The sequence below is a fragment of the Leeuwenhoekiella sp. NPDC079379 genome, from assembly GCF_044542075.1.
GTDB lineage: Bacteria > Bacteroidota > Bacteroidia > Flavobacteriales > Flavobacteriaceae > Leeuwenhoekiella.
In genome coordinates this window covers 1-20083 of sequence record NZ_JBITTU010000002.1, presented here as the reverse complement: position 1 = coordinate 20083, position 20083 = coordinate 1, and the positions used below count along the sequence as shown (strand labels likewise).

The following is a 20083-nucleotide window of genomic DNA, read 5'->3' as shown; positions in this document are numbered from 1 at the left end:
TATTCAACTTATATAATTTTAGAATGAAAACTTTTAAAACATTTAAATATCTAGTTTTAGGACTGGGGCTTATTATAACCTCTTGCTCATCTGAAGATGATACGACAGAAAATCTATCAGGCACTAATAATCTTGTTATAGAATTTGATAATAGTGTTAATGGAGATGATTTATTACTTAACTCTTCTACCTATACAAATGGTAATAGTGAGACACTTAGCATAACTCGTTTTAATTATATCGTAAGTAACTTTGTACTTATAGATGCTGCCGGTAATGAATTTACGTACCCTAAAGACGAGAGCTACTTTGTAGTAAGCGAAGAGATTAATCTCAATGAAGTAGTGTTGAAAAACATACCTGCGGGTGAATATGTTGCACTACGTTTTGGTGTAGGTGTAGATCAGGAAAAATATCTTCAAGGAGCTGATGGTCAAGGAGAGTTTCTGCAAGTAGCCGAAACCACAAATATGATGTGGTCCTGGCAAGCCGGTTATAAGTTTTTAAACTTTGAAGGCACTTTTACATCTTCTACTGTTACTGAAACGAAAGACTTTAAAATACATATGGGAAGCCACGGTAGTAGTCTTGACAATTACAGAGAACTTACCGTAAACCTACCTACAAAAGCCCTTGTTAGTACTAATTTAAGCCCTATTGTACATCTTGAGGTAGATGCAAATCAAATTTTAGATGGTCAAAATAAAATCTCACTCTCAGAGAAATCTGTTGTTATGGTTGATGAGGTTAAAAGCCCACAAATTGCAGTAAATGCCGCTGCTATGTTTCGCGTAGATCACGTGCATAATGGTGAAAATCACGATCATTAATTAATACTCAAAGTGCGGTGTTTAGCGCACCGCACTTAATATTTAAGTTATGAGAAAATTAATTAAGTATGCGTATGTATTGTTGGGAATTTTAATATTTATGTCCTGCACTACAAATGATGATTCAGAATATAGTGAATTAGATGAAAACCTGGAGCTAAATATTCCTGCTAATTTTCCTGAAATGAGTTATAACCTAACCTCAAATCCTCCAACAAAGAATGGGTTTGAATTGGGTAAAAAATTATTCTATGATGGAAATTTATCTGCAAATGGTTTTATCTCATGTGGTTTTTGTCATGAGCAAAGTTCTGCATTTACGCATCACGGTCATCAGTTTAGTCACGGTATAAATGATCTTGAAGGTACGCGCAATACACCTGCAATTCAAAATATGGCATTCTTATCTGAATTTGCCTGGGACGGCGCTACTTCGCACTTAGACTTATTTCCTATAATACCTATCACAAATGAGGTAGAAATGGGTGAAACGCTCTCTAATGTGTTAGCAAAACTTAAAAACGATAGTGAATATCAACGTCTGTTTGCTTCAGCATTTACAGATGGTGAAGTAAATAATGAAAATTTTCTCAAAGCACTATCTCAATTTATGGTGATGATGATTTCATCAAATTCTAAATATGACAAGTATGTGCGTAATGAAGAAGGTGGTGACTTTTCAGCAATAGAGAAAACAGGTCTTGATCTTTTTAAATCAAAATGTGCTAGTTGTCATAAAACCGATTTGTTTACAGATAGTGCATTTAGAAATAATGGACTCCCTCCCTATCCAGATATAAATGATGTAGGAAGAGCTGAGGTAAGCGGTAGTGTGGCTGACAATTATAAATTTAAAGTACCAAGTCTGCGCAATGTTGCTTTAACAGCTCCCTATATGCACGATGGGCGTTTTGGGAGTTTAGCGTCTGTTCTCAATTTTTACAATTCAGGTGTGCAGGACTCTGAAACCTTAGACCCTATTTTAAAACAAAACGGCAAACTAGGTATTGCTCTAAATGCAGAAGATCAAAAGGCGCTAATTGCTTTTTTGCAGACTCTAACAGATACCGAATACATAAACGATAAACGTTTTTCAGAATATTAATGATATAAGATGAATTTACACATACATAAAATAATAGTACTCAGTTTATTTTTAGCGATATCATCTTCTGGCATAGCTAAATCAACTACCACTTTAGATTCACTAAGTTTAGATATAAATCCGTTTTATAAATTCACCTCAGAAGATTGTGATTTTTGTGGATGCGGAAGTTCTGGTGGCGGTATGGGATACGGCACGGTAGGTAATGAAAATTTTATAGGCGTGAGATACATATATCAACAGTATCAATCTCGTGACGGTATTTTTAATAATTCGCCTTGGGTAGAAGAGAATTTTAATACGCTTCAATTATGGGGAAAGATCCCCGTAACTAAAAAATTAAGTTTGACCGCAATTCTACCCTACCATTTCCACAACCGCAATTTTGCAGATAAGACCTCACAAAATATAGAAGGAATAGGAGATTTAAGCATTCTAGGATTCTATTCCTTAATAACCCCAGTACCTGATGGTTTATTTGAAAATCAACAATCAAAATACAAACACAGTTTAGAAGTAGGTGGTGGTTTTAAATTACCTACAGGAGCGTATAATCGCTCTAATAATGAAGGTAGTGTAAACCCAAGTTTTCAAGTAGGTACAGGAAGTTTTGATTACATCCTCGCGGCGAATTACTCGGTAGGATATAAAAATTGGGGATTAGGCTTTATGACAAATTATACTATAAAAACCGAAAATAAGGAGGATTATCATTTTGGAAATCAATTCATTTATGGTTTAAATCTGTCTAAAGTGTACAATACCTTGAAGATTGATAAAATCATACCATTTATAGGTCTTGCAGGTGAAGTATATTCTGAGAATAAAAGTTATGGCTTGACTGTGCCAGATACCGAAGGATCAGTATTATTCAGTAGAATAGGTACCGAACTTACCCTTAAAAAATTAAGCGCAGGGATAAATGTTATGCTTCCGGTAAGTCAGAATTTAAATTCAGGTAAGGTTGAGGCTAAATACCGCCTGGGAGTTCATTTAAATTACACCTTATAATTATTAATTACTTACTTTCTTATTAAAAGTATAAAAGCCTTAAAGCCATTTTTGAATAGCTTTAAGGCTTTTTTAATGGCTATGAAATATAAACTCTACACAAAAGCTTTCTCCGTACTCTAAATCCATCTGAAAAGTATTTATACAGACAATTAATAAAATTTAAATACAACTCTTCAAAACTTCTAAATAGGCATCAAAATCTGCATTCTACATTTACAATGAAATACTTTCTTATAAAATTGGAAAATTAAAACAACTGAATGCTATTTATATTAGAAAAGGTTTTAAACTAAAAAAGCCTGTTAATCTAAGATTAACAGGCTTTCTATCTCCCACTTTAGAGTAGTTCTGTACGAATGGTTCAGAAAGAATTATGAATTTGAAACCAACTGAATTGCATCAACGTGTACCTTTCTTCTGCGAAAGTGAGAATTTGATGTTGCAGGCTCATTCTTTCTTAAATTGAAAAGAAAAATCCCTGACTACAAAATCAAGAATGCTCTTTTATATCAATTTATTTCGTTCAAAAAACATTTTTAAAGTATTCTTCAACACCAGCTAAACTTACTCGCTGTCTGTAAATTTTATAGAATAAAATACTAAAAGCTACTACTATAATCAGAATTACAATTTTGTCTTCAAAACCAAAACCAGCCTGTTCAATTTTAACCTCTTGTAATTCATTATTTTTTGATTTCAATTTAATTTTAAATTCATTCGAATCATTAAGTATAAATTGATTTTTTTTAAAATTCTCTTTTAAAACAACAAGCACAGATTGACTTTTAAAAATATCAGAGAAAATCATACTAGAAATTTCTAACTCCTTAAGATCTTCCTGTATTCCGGTAACTTCAAATGTAACTTTAGATTCGTGACCTAATTTTACAGAACCATTTTGAAAAAGTACTACTTGTCCATTACTATTGATTTTCAAAGTATTACTAATATGTTGAAGTAAAAACTCTTTAAAAGCTTCCGGAGTTTCGTATGGAGTTTCAGAGTAATTAGCCTGAACCTCCTGTTTAAAAGCTGCCAAAGATGCACTAATCTGCAATAACCAGACATTTTTTGATTTCTCAACTAAAACCACACTCGAAGCTTCGGTTTGATGTGCAAAACCGGTTAATGTGAATAAAAATAATATTCCCGCTAGTATATGATTTTTCATAATTATTTAGTTTACAAAGCGTAAGCTCCTTTAAGTCCATTTATAAAGTTGTTGTTACCAGCTGCATCTACATGATAATGATAACCTCTAGTATTATCGCTATGACCGCGATACTCGTCCAAATCTAATGGTGAACTTCCATCTGTATTGTTCATTGCATAAATACCGTGACCGTCCAGCGCATAGCCTATCAAAGCTGCATGGTCGTCTGCCTGTTCTACTTCTGTACTAAAACCTGTCGCCGCGTGATAGTGATATCCCTGATGCACATTGATGTGTCCACCGGCATCATCAAAAGGAGCAAGTGTGTAGGCTCCTAAAATATTATCTACAGGTGCAGGAGCAGAAAATTCCATCCCATTGAGTGCGACGCCACGTGTCGAAGGCACATTAGAACTACCAGGAGGTCCGCCAGGCCCGGTTGTAAAAAGTATCCCTGCGTTTTGAAGTACCGGTGTGATTGGGATAGTAAACGTTTGGGTAATTTCTGTAATGTAAGAAGGAAGACATTCTACACAGAAATTTTCATATTGTTCGCCCACATTGGGATTTGCTGCGTTGATACAATCTTCTTCAGTTTTAGTTACATATATATCCCCATTTTCGTCATACATTAACCAGTTAGAATCGTTGTAAAATGTGGCCATATTTTTAATAAATGCTCCATCAACATCATATACCTCACCTCCATCAAGCCAGATCCCTCCGGCATCTGAATCATCATCAATAGTGGTGGGACACCATGGTCCCATAGAGTGGTCTGAAGGTGTGCTATTAGTGACGATTTGATAACAATCTGTTACCGTACCATCTGAAAGTGTACACGGGACCGTTGTAATACTTACTCCTGTAAAATTAGATTCAAGCATATCTACCACTTGAGTATTTGAATCTAAATTCTCATCGCCAGTATCCTCATCACTCCCACTGCACGCTAAATGCGCTATAATTGCCACGGTTAAAGCGACTATCTTATATTTAAAACTGAATATTTTCATTGGACTTATTTTAGTGTTAATAGCTTGATTTGAGTAATTTAATGTCTGAAATAAGCTGATTTACAGACACTTTATTTAATCCGTTATATATACCTCTTATGTTTTTATTCTTATCTACAAGCACAAAATTTTCGGTATGTAAGAATTCATTTTCTCCTTTTACCACTCCTAAATCTTCTTCTGCGAAATACGCTTTGCGTCCCAGTTTGTAGATTTCAGATTGATCCCCGGTAACCAGATGCCATTTGTTTTTGATTACTCCATTTGCCTCAGCATACTCTTTTAATATAGCAATGGAATCGTAGTTTGGTGTAACCGAATGTGATAGCAATAAGATATCATCATCATCTTTAAACGCATCCTGCACCAGAAGCATATTTGATGTCATCTGCGGGCAAATTCCCGGGCATACGGTAAAAAAGAAATTTGCAACGTAGATTTTGTTTTCAAAAGTTTGCTCGGTAATGGTATCGCCCATTTGATTAATTAATTTAAAAGCAGGTATCTGATGAAAATCATTCAAAGAATCTGAATTTTGACCGAACCAAACAGGCGTGTAGGTTGCTTCCTGATAATATGGAAGCACCTCAGTACGAGTCGCTATATTATCTTTTTGATTGGTATCTTTAGCACAACTTACTAACATCGCCAAAGCTCCCAGTAATCCAATTAATTCATTTCTGTAAAATTTCATCTTTCAATTGATAACAAAGGTTAGCACGCTTTAAACCAAAATTTCTGCCGTTTCTAGCCTCGTAGTTTATATAAATTTTTCCGTTCGGTAACCAGGCTTGTTGCATACCTTCTTCTTTACCAGATGCCAATTCTCGTTTTTTTGCCAATCGCCCGGTATCATACCATTCCGTTTGAGTTCCATTGAGAACACCATTTTCATAATTGGCTTTAGAAGCCAACTGACCATTATCCCACCAACTTTTATAAATTCCCACTAGACGGTTTTGTTCATATATAAACTGCGAACGTAAAGCTCCCTTTTCTGACCAGCGTTTACCAATACCTTGTCGCTTTCCATTAGTAAATCCCAACCGTTCTGCTACTGCACCAGTATTATAGTATTTGACAGAAAACCCATTGTATGGTGTATTCTGATAGTACCAAACACCTTCCAGTTGATTTAAAATCAAATCATTATATGATACTTCCCGACTATTTATTGCTTCCTTTTGCGTTTGATTAACGTTATTTTCTGTTTTGGAATTATACGCTCCAATCAACAGCATCAAAAAAAAGGTGGTGATGTAAAAAACCTTTTTCATAATCTATCAATACCCCTGATACGGCCCGGCAAATGCCAGATATGAACCTGTGGTAGAATACATTTCATTAATAATATGATAATGATACTCTGTTTCCCCACCTGTATATTGCGTCGAAGAGTTGTGCCCGCCTGAAACATCAAGATCGGTTGGATACGTGCCGGTCGAACTGCATTTTCTACCATAAAGAAATACACCATCTAAAAGAATGCCTACCAGATTATTATCGTCATTAGTAAAAGCTTTAGGCTCCAGATGATAATGATAAACCCCCGGGCCGATGTGCGCTCCAGTCCAGTCGAGACTGGCTGCCGCCTGCGCTAAGGGCCCGTTACCTTCCTGATCATTGAATATTGAAGAACCACTTACAGCGATACCAATTGTGTTCAATTGAGTGTCAATTTGATTGCCGGAAAGATCTGGAGTTGCATCTACCCGAATACTGGTCGCATTGTTATTGCTAGACATAATGCTGGGGGTAACCTCAACACCAGGCTCATCTCTGTAAAGTTCATTACCCTCTCCCCAATACACAGTCTCGTGATTGGGTAAGCCGGTGGTCTCAATTACCACCTCTGAACCGTCAAGGTAAATAGTTACAGCATCTTTATTAAATACTGAAAACGCTTCGTGAAGTTCTGTTACAACGTTCTCTTCAGATTCAGTATCAAGATAAGAATCGCTACTGCACCCTGTAAAATACATTGCCAAAACTGCCAATGAAACATAATATTTGAAATTTGTTATCATAATTCGTGCTATAATTAAAAATTAAACCTACTTACCTCTGCCACCACGCTGGCCTCCTTGTTGACCACCACGCTGCGGTTGTGGAGCGTTTTCTAGTTCCTCTTTAGAGATAAAACCATCATCATCGGTATCAATCTTAGCAAAATCCTGAGCGAGTGGTCCTTTTGCCTCTTCTTTTGATAGTTTTCCGTCTTTGTTAGCATCCATTTCTGAAAGTAACTGAGTAGCCGTTGGTCGGCCCTGACCACGCTGGCCACTCTGAGTATTTGAGCTTGTGTCTTTAGCACTGTTGCAAGCTGTAAGCGAAGTCATTACCAGTACACAGCCAATTATTTTTAATGCAATACGATTTTTCATAGTGTTGTTGTTTAGAGTTATTTATAATAATTGTGGCGTTAGCCATTTAATTCCAGATTGAGTTTGAGGGACAGTTCTTCTGTTTTTTCTCTTAAACTTTTTGCGATCTTTAGTTGAATTTTGGTTTGTAACAAATCATTGATTATGGAGTTTTGATACTCCTTATTATTTAATAATCCTTTATAATCAGATTCCTGTACATATGATTTGATTCGTTTATAAGTTGCATTCTCAGGTAACATATCTACTAGGGAGAGATGCTTTTCTAAGAGGGGTTTCAATTTATTTTCTGTAATATTTCTCAGTTTCACTTCCTGCTCCATAAACTCATTTATATGACCAGGATATTGAGCTATTAAAATTTTTAAGGAATCGCTTTCTATAAATTGAAATTTATCAGTTGAATTAATAGAACTAAGCGCCTCATCGCTAAGATTAGAATTTTTGAATCTCATCTCAATAATTACACTTTTTGCCTCATTACTCAATTGTTCTTCCTGCAACCCCACATATGCCAATGACTTCTGTAAATTTGTAGCTGTACTCGTATATCTTAAAATAGCGCTATCCAGAACAATTAGATTGGTATGGAGTTCTTCATAAAGACTCTCATATATTTTTACCTGCACAATTTCACTTTTCCGTATTTCGTTGAGATTGTTGATTTTCCAGGCTATTAGAATACCCAGTACAATCAAAACAATCTCTCCAAAAGCGTAGACGATGTAATTCTTGAACTTCCCATCGAGAATCATCTTTCTTCTGAGTTTTCCGAAAAATTTCATCTGCTTATTTTTTTTATGTTGTTTTTAAAACCCACTATTAAGAGGTTTTTGCTCGTTATGAAATACACGTTGTTAGAAGATGATACTTAAAATGTGGAATGGTTAATTCAAATGATGAGCTACTAATCTTTTCTATTTTTCAGTAAATGTATTGGCTTTACAAACACAGTTTTATAACAATCAGTGAATGGGTATTTCTATTAAGTGAAGCCGCTATATGTTTCAGTTAAAAAAAAAGTTTATTATAAATTTGAAAGATTCGAGTAGCTGTGTACACAAGTCCCACTATCTTATTTTAATGATCGTGATGGGGCGGAATATGATTTGCTGGTGGTCTTTGTCCATTTGATGCTCCACCCTGGCCTGGTGGCGGGCCGTGCGGCTCTTCTTCAAACTCTCCCATTAAACAGCGAGGTACATAGGGATATGCGTCTGTAACCAGATAGGCATAGGTACCGTTGATCTCAGTTCCATTGCAGGCATCCAGGTCTCCAAGCCCGTCAACAAATTCCCAGTCTGAGACAAATGTGCCGTCTATATCGCTATCTGCGATGGCTACATCTATATGGTTTCCTGGTCTATCGTAAGAACACTCTTCTCCCTCACGTGTTTCGTCGTACAGTCTAAAACTTGGCGTATATGCACCACTTTTTGAGTAGTAAATAGAAAAACCATCTTTGGCAAATCCTATATGAACTAAATCTTCTCCCTTATCAAATTTTTCTATCATAGAAGTAGGTGTGCCGTGATAGTGATAAGCGCCTGTAGGCTGTACGTGCGCATTGTTCTTGTCCAATCCCATTGCAATAAGGTCTTGTTTAGCTTCTACACGATAACGTTCACCACTTTCACAAACAACCATCTCAGCCGTTTCGGGTTCAAATTTCACCCCGTTTAGGGCAAATCCAGGCTCTCTTACCCACTTCGCTTCTCCAATATATTTAGGTAAGAGAGGTATAGTATATGTTCTATTCTGGGCAGATATAGTATTCGGGTTTCCTGAGTTTGGAAAAGTGCCTGTTTCGTGATTAGGTAAGGCATTGGTCACTATTTTACGGGTATTATTTTTTACTGTTACCACTGTTTTGGTACCGTACTGCTTGTCTACTAGGGTATAGGAGCCAAAATAATCTGTATCATTATGCGAATGACTATTTTCTCCGTGCGAATGCATTGCTACATCGTGACTGTGTGAGCTGGTGCTTATATCATTTTTACAGCCTACAGTAAGAGCAAGTACTACTAATACAGAGAGTGTAGAGAGTGTTACTTTTTTATAAATGCGTTTCATAATTTATTCTTTGTTTAGACAATTTTTTTTAATGAAACCCCACAATTACTTGCGGGGCATCCATCAAAAAAACTAATCAATCAAATCAATCTTAATTATTATCTCGTTTTTTCCTTTTGGGTTTAGGAGCCTTTTCAAATTCTTCTTTTGTGATGTATCCATTTTCATCGGTATCAACATCTGCAAAAATTTCTTTGAGTGGCCCTTTAACTTCAGCGACAGAAAGTTTACCATCTTTTCCTGAGTCCATCTGTTCTAAAAGTTGCTCAAACGTGGGTGGTTCCTTACGCTCACGTTCTTGACCTTGTGCGCTGGTCACTGCTCCAATACCGATAGCTAAAAACACTGCTATTACAGCTTTTGATTTATATAATGTGTCCATATATTTTGTTTTGATTGTTCTCTATTAAGACGTCAAAGTTGGGCATTAGTTGTATGCACATAACCACCTTTAAGCGAAAGGGTTTATATTTTCAGTGAATTGTCTTTCCTGTTCTGCGGTTTAGAATAGTTGACCGCTCCAAACAGGCAATTTTCAGTATAGAGTCTATTTTAATTTGCTTTATTTGTGGTATGAAACGATTTTATAGGTTTATTTTTCAAGTTTGTTTTTGGCTTTTTGTCTGGATTATAATAGGAATATTAGCAGATGTAGACTATAGATTTATAGCTAGAAATGGAGTGACTTTTATTCTACAAATTCTACTCCTCGCAGGGCTTATATATTATGCAGTGCCTAGACTTTTGTTTGAGAAAAAATATCTTCAGTTTTTTGTTATCACAGTTCCGGTGATTCTTATAGCGGCCTTTTTTGCTGCACAGACAGCCCCGCCGCCTTTTGACAAATCAATATTTCTACCGGCGGGAGGTCCCCCACGCGGTATACTTGGGCGATATCCCATAGATCTTTTGATATTGTCAATTTCCAGCATTATCGCGGTTGTTTTGGAAACATTTATATATGCTCAAGAAAAAGAAAAGAGTATTGCTTTAGCTAAAGCGGAGTTAATAGAAAGTGAATTGAAAATGCTCAAAATGCAGATCAATCCGCACTTCTTGTTCAATGCGCTCAATAACATCTACGCACTTTCGGTAACAAATTCTGACAAAACCCAAGAAAGTATCAGTACCCTTTCTGAGATGTTACGCTATGTAATTTACGATTGTGAGCAACCCAAAGTACCCTTGCAGAAAGAGCTAAATTATATTGAAAATTATATTGAATTATTCAAGCTTAAGAGTAGTAAGGGCTATAATATCGCTTTCGCGAAAGCGGTAAAAAACGAAACTACTCTCGTCGCACCAATGTTATTTGTACCTTATATTGAAAATGCCTTTAAGCACAGCGGTATAGAAAAAGGAGGAGGTAGCTTTGTAAACATAGCACTTCAGCAAGAAAAAAATAAAATCACATTTATGGTAGAAAATAGCAAACCTGAAGAGCCTTCTATAACCGATGCGCAAGGCGGAATAGGATTGCCTAATGTTCAAAAACGTCTTGAGATCCTGTATCCCAACCAGCATACATTGACTGTAAAAAATAAAGCTACTTTTAAGATAGATCTGATAATTAATATTTGAAAAATGGTAAACTGCATTAGTATAGACGATGAAGAATTAGCCAGAGAACTGCTTAAAACCTATGTCGGGAAAGTGGACTATTTACAGTGGAAAGGGTCTTTTGAAAATCCTTTAGAAGCACTAAGTTTCTTAAAAGATAATAAAGTGGATCTTATATTTTTAGATATTCAAATGCCCCAATTGAATGGTACCGAATTTGCAGAAATCGTTAAAAAGACTGGCGTACACATCATTTTTTCAACCGCCTATTCCGAATATGCACTGCAAGGTTTTGAACTAAATGCTCTTGACTACTTGTTGAAACCTGTTACCTTCAAACGTTTTTTAAATGCCGTTGAAAAATTTCCGAAGAATGAAAAAGATATAGAAAATTCTATTGTCGTAAAATCTGGATATGATCTTTACAAAATAAGTCTCGAGGATATCATTTACATACAAAGCGAAAGTGAATATGTAAGTTATCACCTCAAAAACGGCAAGAAAATCCTGGCGAACCAATCGCTCAAAAACTTAGAGTCTTCATTACCGAAAAATTTTTTACGTGTACATAGGTCCTATATTGCTAACAAAGATAAAGTAACCGGTCTCAAAGGAAGGGATTTATTGCTTTCGGAAACAATCATACCTGTTAGTGACAGCTATTTTGAGGACGTTAAGAACGAATTGTTTTAGCAGTTTTTATGACATCTTTCAGTTTTTTCAATTTCCGTAAAATAGTAAGTGCTCGTTTTTATTTTACCAATTAATAAAAAAAACCCTAATTTTTCAATTAGGGGTTTCTGCTATAAAAAATTATTTAGTCCATTCAAATTTTTCAAAAGCCTTATCAAGCGGGGTTGCAGCTATATGATTTGTATAATTGCTTATAACTTTTTGAGATAATCCTAAAATGATATCAAGCAGATTTCGCTGTGTATAAGTTGAAGTAGCCTGGGTAAAGTACACCTAGTCCTACGACAAGACACCCGGTATTTTTAAACTGGTTAAGGATGATGATCCCAAATTGATTTAATACAATTGCGCTTGAAATGTTCTTAACTGAAAATCCGCTTCACGGAAACTTAGAGATTTACAAAGACTTGCAGCATTTGTAGGTGCGTTTTATTTATCACATAAAAATCAAAAAGTTGCCGTAAAGGAGGCTATTTCCGAATTCAAAAAATGGTCAACTAGACAGCTACCAAATAAATCGAGTGATACTTTCTTTATAGATGGTAAAAATTATAATCACATTATTGCTCATTTCATTAAGAAACTAGTTCTCTGGGCTGAATCTAACTACGGCACACTGCAAAAGGCGAGCAAGGTGCTTGATCGTTCAGAAAGCGCCTTAAGAAAGGATAAAAGTATGGAGCGATTATTTAAGAAATAGCTTTAAAAGCTTTCAAATCTAACTAGACAATAGCTCAAAGTCTTTAGAAAGATATACTTCCAGCTCATCATAAGGTATAATCGCCCAATCTAGAAAGCTACATGAAGCTTTATTTGAGAATGAAAATAATATACCTTTTTTAGTCAATACATAATCGGGTAAAACCCAAGTATCAACAGTATTTAAATCACAAATGGTCGATTTAATTCGTTGGGGATATAAAGTTTTTAATATGGAAAAGACTTTGGGAGCAAAAACTTCTTTTCTGTATGTATAGGTCTGCATCATTGAATTAGAAGCGGTATTAATTGCATTCCTATCAAACCAAACTATAGCTTCTAAAGCTACAGACTTTCCCTGGTTAATATCCAAGTTGAAAAATTGCTGAGTTTTAGCAATTTCTCCAGATTGGTAAATAACCGTTTTTACAACTCTAAAGCTTATAATTTTTGAATTAAAGAACATAATCTCAGATTCAAATTTTAAATCTGTCCGTTTAGGATTTAATTGAAAATACTCAAAAATATAAGACAATTGCAACGCTTGTAAAGCAGTATTTACTGAATCATATTTAGAGATATTTGGCTGCTGTTTTAGTCTAAATAGTGTTATTCCAGATTGTTTTTCTGTATACCAAGTAATACCGGGAACAGGAGTATGTTTTTTAATTTTTAGTTGCTCTAGTTTGAGCATACCTATTTTATAAGCATTGTATACATCTAATTGATTTTCTAAAGAATAGTTATAATTTGCTGATGCACTGTCTAGCTTAATTGGGTTTAATATAATAGGTATTTTTGCTTTAGCGTCTTCTCGCCAATACCCTTCCCAGTCCCCGTTATCTTGTTCTCTGATTACAAGATTTAGAAGTTCTTTATTATTTTTAGCCAATGTAAACTGCCACATATCATCTACCTGAATTCCTTCTAAAGCGTGATCTTTTTTATCATCTTCAAAAAAATAATTTAAGTAGCGTATGGGGGATTCATCATAACAGTTAATTCGTATTACTATAGAGCGCTCCCCTACTGCTCCCTGTAAAAAAATAACTTTGTCTACATGGGTTTTCAGTATACCTGCATTTAAAAAACAGGTACCAAAGACTAGAATTGCTAAATTTAAAAATAGGAACTTCATTTTAAAATACAGGATCTCTATAGTTTACTAAGATTATTTATAGGTTTTACTTAATACAGAGGTTGAATAAGACCCATAGGCATCTATTGTATTGACCTGAATTTCATAAATAGCATTTAAAGTGACGTCAAAATCTGCTACTGTTGTTTCTGTTTGATTTTCTTTAGATAATATAATGGTATTGTCTTCTTTAACCACAACACTGTATTTTAGTTCGCTAGCCTCCGAATCTTCATCTGCACCTACCCAAGATAAGGTAGCCATTTGTGTTGTCGTATCAATATCAAAACTAATAACTGCAGCATAAGGCACATAATTTCCTACAGGGTTACCCGGAGTTGTAAATGAATGGGTCTCACTACTACTTTCCCCATCAGCATTTGTTGCTACTACCGTCCAGGAATAAGTTTTACCTTTATCTAAAATACTCGTAGTGCTAGTACCCGAAATTTGCTTACTTACCACCTCTGTTCCAGATTGAGCAATCTTTAATATGTAAGCAGTAGCATATGTACTTTTTTCCCAAGAAAAACTAATTTCAGCTTTAGTATCATCGCTATTAACTGCAGCAAATGCTGTACACTGTTGGCCATTTTCAGGTAGTGTTAAAGCCGCCTTAGTTGGTTTATTTTCGGCAACAGGATCTGGCTCCGTAGGTGGATCTACGGGTGAATCTGAATCTCCTCCACAAGAGATTGTAAATGCCATCACAATAACTAGAATTATAAATTTTGATGTTATATTTTTCATTTTAATATCACTTTAAAAGTTTGTACTTCGGCATCTTGCTTAATCTTAAAAATATAAGTTCCGGCATCGTAATCACTCAAACTTATAGTCTGAGTAGTTGCTGCATCTCTTTCAATCAATAAGCTACCTGTAGCCGTGTAAACTTGTATAATACCAGTTGTAACCGCATTGATATGCACGAGGTCTGATGTAGGATTGGGATACAGCGTTACAGACGGACTAATTATAAAACTGTCTTCTACGATGCCCTGACAGTCACTGCTAGTTGCTATAACAATCTTGTTTGTTTCTTGCAACAATGCATTATCTATTGCGATGGTCGAACTTTTAGAACTTTCTGTGATATATGTTTTTGATATTCCGTTGATTGTAATATCATACTCGGTGCTACCCGAAACCGTATACGTAATATTAGATTTGGTTTGTACTCGTTTTGCTTTGACTGCTGAAATTTCATTAACCATAACTCCAAAACTTTGCTTAAAATCTATGCTGCTAATTTCAACAGTTATGTCATAATTTCCTGCAGCCAGATTATTTTTTTCCCAGTTGGTAGAGGTATTCATCTCCACATCAGAGAATACTTGAGCATCACCACTACCTTGCACCGTAATTGTATAGATAAAACTATCCATATCTGTAGCAACTCGAATACTCCCATCTTCTTTGTCAGGACAGCTAGGTGTTTCAACGTATACCGTAATTGTTGGTGACATACGTCGAAACACCACATCTGTCTCTGCCTGGCTAATTTGCGGACCTGTATTGCCCGCTAGATCTTTATAATTTATCATAAATGGTATAGAACCCTCGGTATCTGTTGATAATGCCGTATAGGTTGCTTCAAATTGATTTGTAGCTGTATTAGTTACCGTTACTGATTGTCCTGCAATCGTAACTACAGGCATTTCTATAGATTCTGAAGCTGTAAAATTTAATGTGACAATATCTCCTGCTTCAGCATACGCTGAATTTGTATTGCTTGATACTAAGGTAACCGCAACTAGTTTTGGATTTGTTCGGTCATAGGTTACGCTAGATTCGTCAGAAGTTTGAATAACGGCAACTCCGTCATTCCCTGCCAAGTCTTTAAATTGAATATTAAAAGGAATTATACCTTCTACATCTGTGTCTGTAAGCTCATAAGTTGCCTCATATTTGTTTTCTCCCACAGCGGTTGCAGCAACCGTTTGACCTGCGAGTGTGGTTATAATATCGGTAATCGCTTCTGAAGCTGTAAAACTTAATGTTACGGTTGATCCATTTTTGGCGTATGCCAAATTAGTAGCATTTGATGTTATAGAAACAATACTGAGCGTAGGTTTTGTATAATCTAAAGTATATACTTCGCCGGCAGTAAATCCGGTTTTAAGTTGATTACCATCTGCATCTACGATGTCTGTTCCAGTAGATTTTACATCTAGTCGTACCGTTCCTTCACCAGTTAAATTAGTTAATACAACATCATAAGAAGACTCATTTACAGGATTAATTGAGGCAATAGTTCCTGTAATATCTCCAATAGTTGTAAGTGTAAAATCTGTTAAATCTACCCCGGTTACTTCTGCTGTAAAGTTTATATTAAAAGTAACCTCATTAGCATTAGTAGTAATAGATGCTGGAGATTTTCGGGAAATATCTGATACTAATAATGTTGATTCTCCTGCAATTACAATTTTATCTGTTGGTATATTGTTTACATCCATATCATAACCTATATAATAACTGGTATTAGGAGGTTGATTGTATGCTGAATTTTGCCAGGCAATTGCTGTACGGTATTGCGGATCGTGCATTAATGTAGGAATGCGATACTCGGTGGGCATATCAGTTGTAAAAATTACCAAAGCTGTATTGTCTGATCTGCGGAAGATAATTTCTTCACGCCAATCTCCCAAAATATCTGCCATAAGCGACGGATTACTTTTGGTACTGTTATTTGAAGATATAGGTGCTGCATTATAAATAGTAAATAATCTGCTTGACCATTTATTTACATAATCCCACTTATCAATATAAGTCCTGTCATAAATCTCTCTACCTAAATCACCATCCCACCAAATTCCAAAATTATACGAAGGCTTATTGGTACTTATAGGGTTTCCTTTGGCATCGTAAACATGCGCACCTGAAGATCCCCACATCTCGTTACCTTTATAATTGGGGTCAAGATCTGCAGACATAGAACGCCCTACATCACCTGTAGTTGCTACACCCCAGTTTGTTCTTCCTGTTTTTGCATCGTATTGTCTAAGTCCCATACCATCGTAATTACCGGGAGACTCAAGGTTGATCCAAATTTCTTGTCCTGGTGAATCCAAATCCATATCGGTCATATGCAAGGCATCACCATGACCCATACCGTAGGTCCATAATGGTGTACCGTCATCATTAATAGCACTCGAACCATTAATAATCTCGTCTTTACCATCACCATCTACATCACCTACAGTCATTTGATGGTTACCCTGACCAGAATATGCATCATACTCAGGATGCGCCGGGTCTTTGCTATCAAAAATCCATCGCAGAGTTAATTTGCCATCACGCCAGTCATACGCTGCGCGTACTAATTTATTATAATAACCACGTCCTGCTATTAAGCTGGGACGTGCTCCATCTAAGTAAGCCACAGCAGACACGTAACGATCTTGACGATTACCATAATTATCTCCCCAGTCTGATACATTTGCACGAGCAGGTTCATAGGAAGTAGTAGCCATTGCAGCACCGGTTAATCCATTAAAAACCGTTAAAAATTCGGGTCCTTCCTGCACCCATCCATTGAAGTTGCGATAATCTACAGTAGCATCACCTATTACGGTGCCTTGCCCATCAATAGTACCGTCTGCCGTTTTTAATATTATTTCGGCTTTGCCATCACCATCAAAATCGTACACCATAAACTGATTGTAATGTGGACCAGCATTTACATTTATTCCTAAATCTATTCTCCACAAGCGCGTACCGTCAAGTTTGTAACAATCAAAAATTTCTTTACCGCTGTATCCCCCTGCATTATCATTTACTCGTGTAGGTTGCCATTTTAAAACAATCTCATAGATTCCATCTCCGTCAACATCTCCCACCGATGCGTCATTGGCTGTATAGGTATATATATCTCCATTAGGTAAAGTACCGCTGGGAGGCATTTGTATAGGAACCGATAGTTGATTTTTTGACCAAACATAAACAAGATCTGTCTCTATACCTTCTTCCCCGTTTATAATAGGTTTTATACTATAATTATTATTGTTGGAAGTTGTGTTGTCAACGTAGTTAGTAGAGTTTGTAATAGGATTTGGATTGATTTTCACACTATTGCGATATACATTAAAACTTATATCTTTTGGGTCTGTCCCCAATAACCTCCAACTTAGATAAACCTCATTGCTGGATTTTTGAACCGCAACTAGACCACGAGTTAAAAACTCTACTTGTTTAGCAGTCGTTACAGGGAGATCAGGTTCTGGTAACGTACTTAACCGCACTGTATTACCATAAGAGGCATTTCCCCCATTTATAGCATATGCTCTTAAATAGTAAAAAGTTGCTGGGCTTAGATTAGTAAGATTTACGGTAAAATCTCCTATACCTCCAGATCCCTCAGTCTCTTTAGAATCCTCAATTGTGGGCTTTGAATTGGATATACTATAAACCACTCCTCTTTCGGTAATTTCATTTCCTCCATCAGAAGTAATATTACCTCCGGTTTTTGCAGTAGTCGGTGTAATTGCAGTAGGTACATGGGTAAATAAAATTGCTGGAGGTGGTGGGGGGACATACGTTCTTACAATAGGAGTATTTTCTCCATTTGTATTTCTTTTTGTATAAATAATATAGGGATTGGGCGCATTATTTATAGCTAGAGCAAGATTACCTAATGCTTCGTCTACCCCACGAGAAGCCAGTTTATTTTCTAATTCTGTCCAGGTGCTTGTACCCACAGCGAGTTTACGTACACGTGCTACTTGTGCATAAGAACTGCCTTCATATTTATCAACGATAGAACAGTATAAATTACCTTCTGCGTCAGGTATTAAACTGATTTCCTGACCATCTCTGGATGAAAGACTGGTTTTTGAACTCCACGAATCAGCACCTTTGTCGTATATAACAGCTGTTGCTTTGTTACCATTAGATATATCAAAACTTACAATACAAAGTTTATTATCATCAATATTTGCAATACGCGTCTGTCGTACAGGCGCTATAGGATTGGGATTTACACGTTCTTCCCAAACAGTGCCATTAAAACTAAATAATGCCATTGTACCTGTAGTATCACCCGTACCATTTAATCGAGAACAAACAACCCACGGCTTATCTGCAGCATCAAAAGTAAGACTCAAGGAGACTGCAATACCTCCAAAAATAGGTGTAGCACCTACAGTTTCCCAAGAAGTTCCATTAAACTTCCTTACATAGGGCTCTAATCCTGTATCACTAAAGGCTGCATAAATCACATTAAAAGAATCGAAAGCAATAGAATACCGCTGACCACTAAATTTTGAGCTGGCTTCACTTACATTGCCCTCAGATGCATATAAATTATCTGCAACATCATTAAGCGGATTCCAGGTTTCAGCTATATAATCAAATTTTTTAACTGCAAGTTTTCTGGAGTTTGATATATCAATATAAGATACATACAGTTCTCCTATGGAGTTTGAATGAATTCTGGTAAATGAAACATTAGTAGCGAGGTCATCTCCTACCTGCTCCCAAGAGCCATCTGCAAGTCGTTTTTTTACTTTACCTACTCCGGCTTCAGTAAAAACAGCGTAAGGTATAAATGTAGATCCGTTTTCTACAAGCGCTATATCTGTATAAGTACTAGCAACAGCAGAAATTTCTTCTTCATTACCTAAAACTGTCCATTCTTGAGCAACTGCTGAAAATGAAATAAATAAAAATACCAGTATTAGTAAAAATGGAGCTTGAAGAAATTGAATTGATAGGGTAATTTTCTTTTTCATATTTAGAACTCTCTTAAATTAACAAATGATGGATCTATGATTTAATAAACGCTGCTTACCGCAACAACTATATCGATTGCGAATATCACATAGAGTATTTTTACTATTTACCAATGATTATTAGACAGAATAAACTTTCAACTATTAAACTAAAGGTTATTAATAGTAAGAAAAGCTTATAAGCTACACATTTTCAACAACAAGGCTAAAGTACTTTAATTAGTAAATGGAAGTATCCTGTTGTAACCCGTAATCGATTACATAAAGTGCTTGTTGGATATGTTTAGTAATATCATCTTAAAATCTGAATCATTTATTTGCCCACCATATAACTCCTTTAGTTTATCAGGTTATGGAACAAATGATTAAAGACTTTTTGTAAATTTTATTTTACATAGGTATTTGCCGGTTCTAAATGTTGTGAATGAAGTTGCCACCATCAAGATTCTATAGAGCTTCTCCCTCAAAATTTTAATATTCCCCGGGGGAGCATCAACGTATCATCTACAGAAAATAATCGCAGTTCATCAAGTGGAAAATCAGTCGAATAATAGAACTGTTTAAATAGTATGTTGTCATTTCCATTGTAGACTTCCCCTTTTTAGGACACCTTAAAATTCGATAAATAGTTATTATTTAGTTCAGGTTTGATGAAGAATTTAAATTCTTCATCAAACCTAGGCATA

Annotated in this window: 17 protein-coding genes and 2 pseudogenes; 5 read left to right on the top strand and 14 right to left on the bottom strand. The window is 35.8% G+C overall.

From position 1 onward, the window contains the following. Positions 1-23: 23 nt before the first annotated feature. From ACIGAM_RS03605 to ACIGAM_RS03595, 3 genes are read left to right on the top strand one after another with little or no spacing between them, the layout of a single operon-like run. Positions 24-830 (top strand): MbnP family protein, encoded by an 807-nt coding sequence (locus tag ACIGAM_RS03605; protein ID WP_396510105.1) that lies wholly within the window; start codon positions 24-26, stop codon positions 828-830. 49 nt (positions 831-879) lie between these two features. After that, the gene (locus ACIGAM_RS03600; RefSeq protein WP_396510104.1) at positions 880-1935 is read left to right on the top strand and encodes a cytochrome-c peroxidase; all 1056 of its coding nucleotides are present in this window, start codon (positions 880-882) and stop codon (positions 1933-1935) included. Positions 1936-1944: 9 nt separating this feature from the next. Next, positions 1945-2946 (top strand): transporter, encoded by a 1002-nt coding sequence (locus ACIGAM_RS03595; RefSeq protein ID WP_396510103.1) that lies wholly within the window; start codon positions 1945-1947, stop codon positions 2944-2946. 526 nt (positions 2947-3472) lie between these two features. Here ACIGAM_RS03595 and ACIGAM_RS03590 read toward each other — a convergent pair. The 9 genes from ACIGAM_RS03590 to ACIGAM_RS03550 all read right to left on the bottom strand — a co-directional run bounded on the left by ACIGAM_RS03590 (position 3473) and on the right by ACIGAM_RS03550 (position 9960). Further along, positions 3473-4120 carry a DUF6702 family protein gene (locus ACIGAM_RS03590; protein ID WP_396510102.1) on the bottom strand — a complete coding sequence of 216 codons (648 nt, stop codon included), beginning with the start codon at positions 4118-4120 and terminating at the stop codon, positions 3473-3475. 11 nt (positions 4121-4131) lie between these two features. Beyond that, entirely contained in the window at positions 4132-5118 is a 987-nt protein-coding gene (locus ACIGAM_RS03585) for a YHYH protein (protein WP_396510101.1), read from the bottom strand. Between the two features lie 16 nt (positions 5119-5134). Then, complete coding sequence (locus tag ACIGAM_RS03580) at positions 5135-5812, bottom strand: SCO family protein (protein WP_396510100.1); 678 nt, start codon at positions 5810-5812, stop codon at positions 5135-5137. Continuing rightward, positions 5793-6395, bottom strand: coding sequence for a toxin-antitoxin system YwqK family antitoxin (locus tag ACIGAM_RS03575; RefSeq protein WP_396510099.1), 603 nt, complete (start codon positions 6393-6395; stop codon positions 5793-5795). Before ACIGAM_RS03575 ends, ACIGAM_RS03580 begins: the two co-directional genes overlap by 20 nt. A gap of 6 nt (positions 6396-6401) precedes the next feature. Next, on the bottom strand, positions 6402-7145 hold the full coding sequence (locus ACIGAM_RS03570) for a YHYH protein (RefSeq protein ID WP_396510098.1): 744 nt from the start codon (positions 7143-7145) through the stop codon (positions 6402-6404). A 27-nt stretch (positions 7146-7172) separates the two neighbouring features. Continuing rightward, positions 7173-7502 (bottom strand): EF-hand domain-containing protein, encoded by a 330-nt coding sequence (locus ACIGAM_RS03565; RefSeq protein WP_396510097.1) that lies wholly within the window; start codon positions 7500-7502, stop codon positions 7173-7175. 38 nt (positions 7503-7540) lie between these two features. After that, the gene (locus ACIGAM_RS03560) at positions 7541-8287 is read right to left on the bottom strand and encodes a DUF6090 family protein (protein WP_396510096.1); all 747 of its coding nucleotides are present in this window, start codon (positions 8285-8287) and stop codon (positions 7541-7543) included. 295 nt (positions 8288-8582) lie between these two features. After that, positions 8583-9578 (bottom strand): YHYH protein, encoded by a 996-nt coding sequence (locus tag ACIGAM_RS03555; protein WP_396510095.1) that lies wholly within the window; start codon positions 9576-9578, stop codon positions 8583-8585. Between the two features lie 91 nt (positions 9579-9669). Further along, a complete protein-coding gene (locus ACIGAM_RS03550) occupies positions 9670-9960 on the bottom strand; it encodes an EF-hand domain-containing protein (RefSeq protein WP_396510094.1) in 291 nt (96 codons plus the stop codon). 191 nt (positions 9961-10151) lie between these two features. On the opposite strand from ACIGAM_RS03550, the gene ACIGAM_RS03545 reads away from it, so the two are divergent. Together ACIGAM_RS03545 and ACIGAM_RS03540 are read left to right on the top strand one after the other, a co-directional pair. Beyond that, positions 10152-11159 carry a sensor histidine kinase gene (locus tag ACIGAM_RS03545; RefSeq protein ID WP_396510093.1) on the top strand — a complete coding sequence of 336 codons (1008 nt, stop codon included), beginning with the start codon at positions 10152-10154 and terminating at the stop codon, positions 11157-11159. A 3-nt stretch (positions 11160-11162) separates the two neighbouring features. Then, entirely contained in the window at positions 11163-11831 is a 669-nt protein-coding gene (locus ACIGAM_RS03540; protein ID WP_396510092.1) for a LytR/AlgR family response regulator transcription factor, read from the top strand. A gap of 120 nt (positions 11832-11951) precedes the next feature. Here ACIGAM_RS03540 and ACIGAM_RS03535 read toward each other — a convergent pair. The 5 genes and pseudogenes from ACIGAM_RS03535 to ACIGAM_RS03515 form a co-directional block, all read right to left on the bottom strand. Continuing rightward, positions 11952-12068, bottom strand: a pseudogene (locus ACIGAM_RS03535) (carboxymuconolactone decarboxylase family protein); the annotation flags it as partial. 481 nt (positions 12069-12549) lie between these two features. After that, entirely contained in the window at positions 12550-13668 is a 1119-nt protein-coding gene (locus tag ACIGAM_RS03530) for a hypothetical protein (protein ID WP_396510091.1), read from the bottom strand. A gap of 33 nt (positions 13669-13701) precedes the next feature. Continuing rightward, the gene (locus tag ACIGAM_RS03525; RefSeq protein WP_396510090.1) at positions 13702-14418 is read right to left on the bottom strand and encodes a hypothetical protein; all 717 of its coding nucleotides are present in this window, start codon (positions 14416-14418) and stop codon (positions 13702-13704) included. After that, a complete protein-coding gene (locus ACIGAM_RS03520; protein ID WP_396510089.1) occupies positions 14415-19397 on the bottom strand; it encodes a T9SS type A sorting domain-containing protein in 4983 nt (1660 codons plus the stop codon). Before ACIGAM_RS03520 ends, ACIGAM_RS03525 begins: the two co-directional genes overlap by 4 nt. 463 nt (positions 19398-19860) lie before the next feature. Next, positions 19861-19974: pseudogene (locus tag ACIGAM_RS03515) on the bottom strand (DUF6876 family protein); the annotation flags it as partial. Positions 19975-20083: the final 109 nt, after the last annotated feature.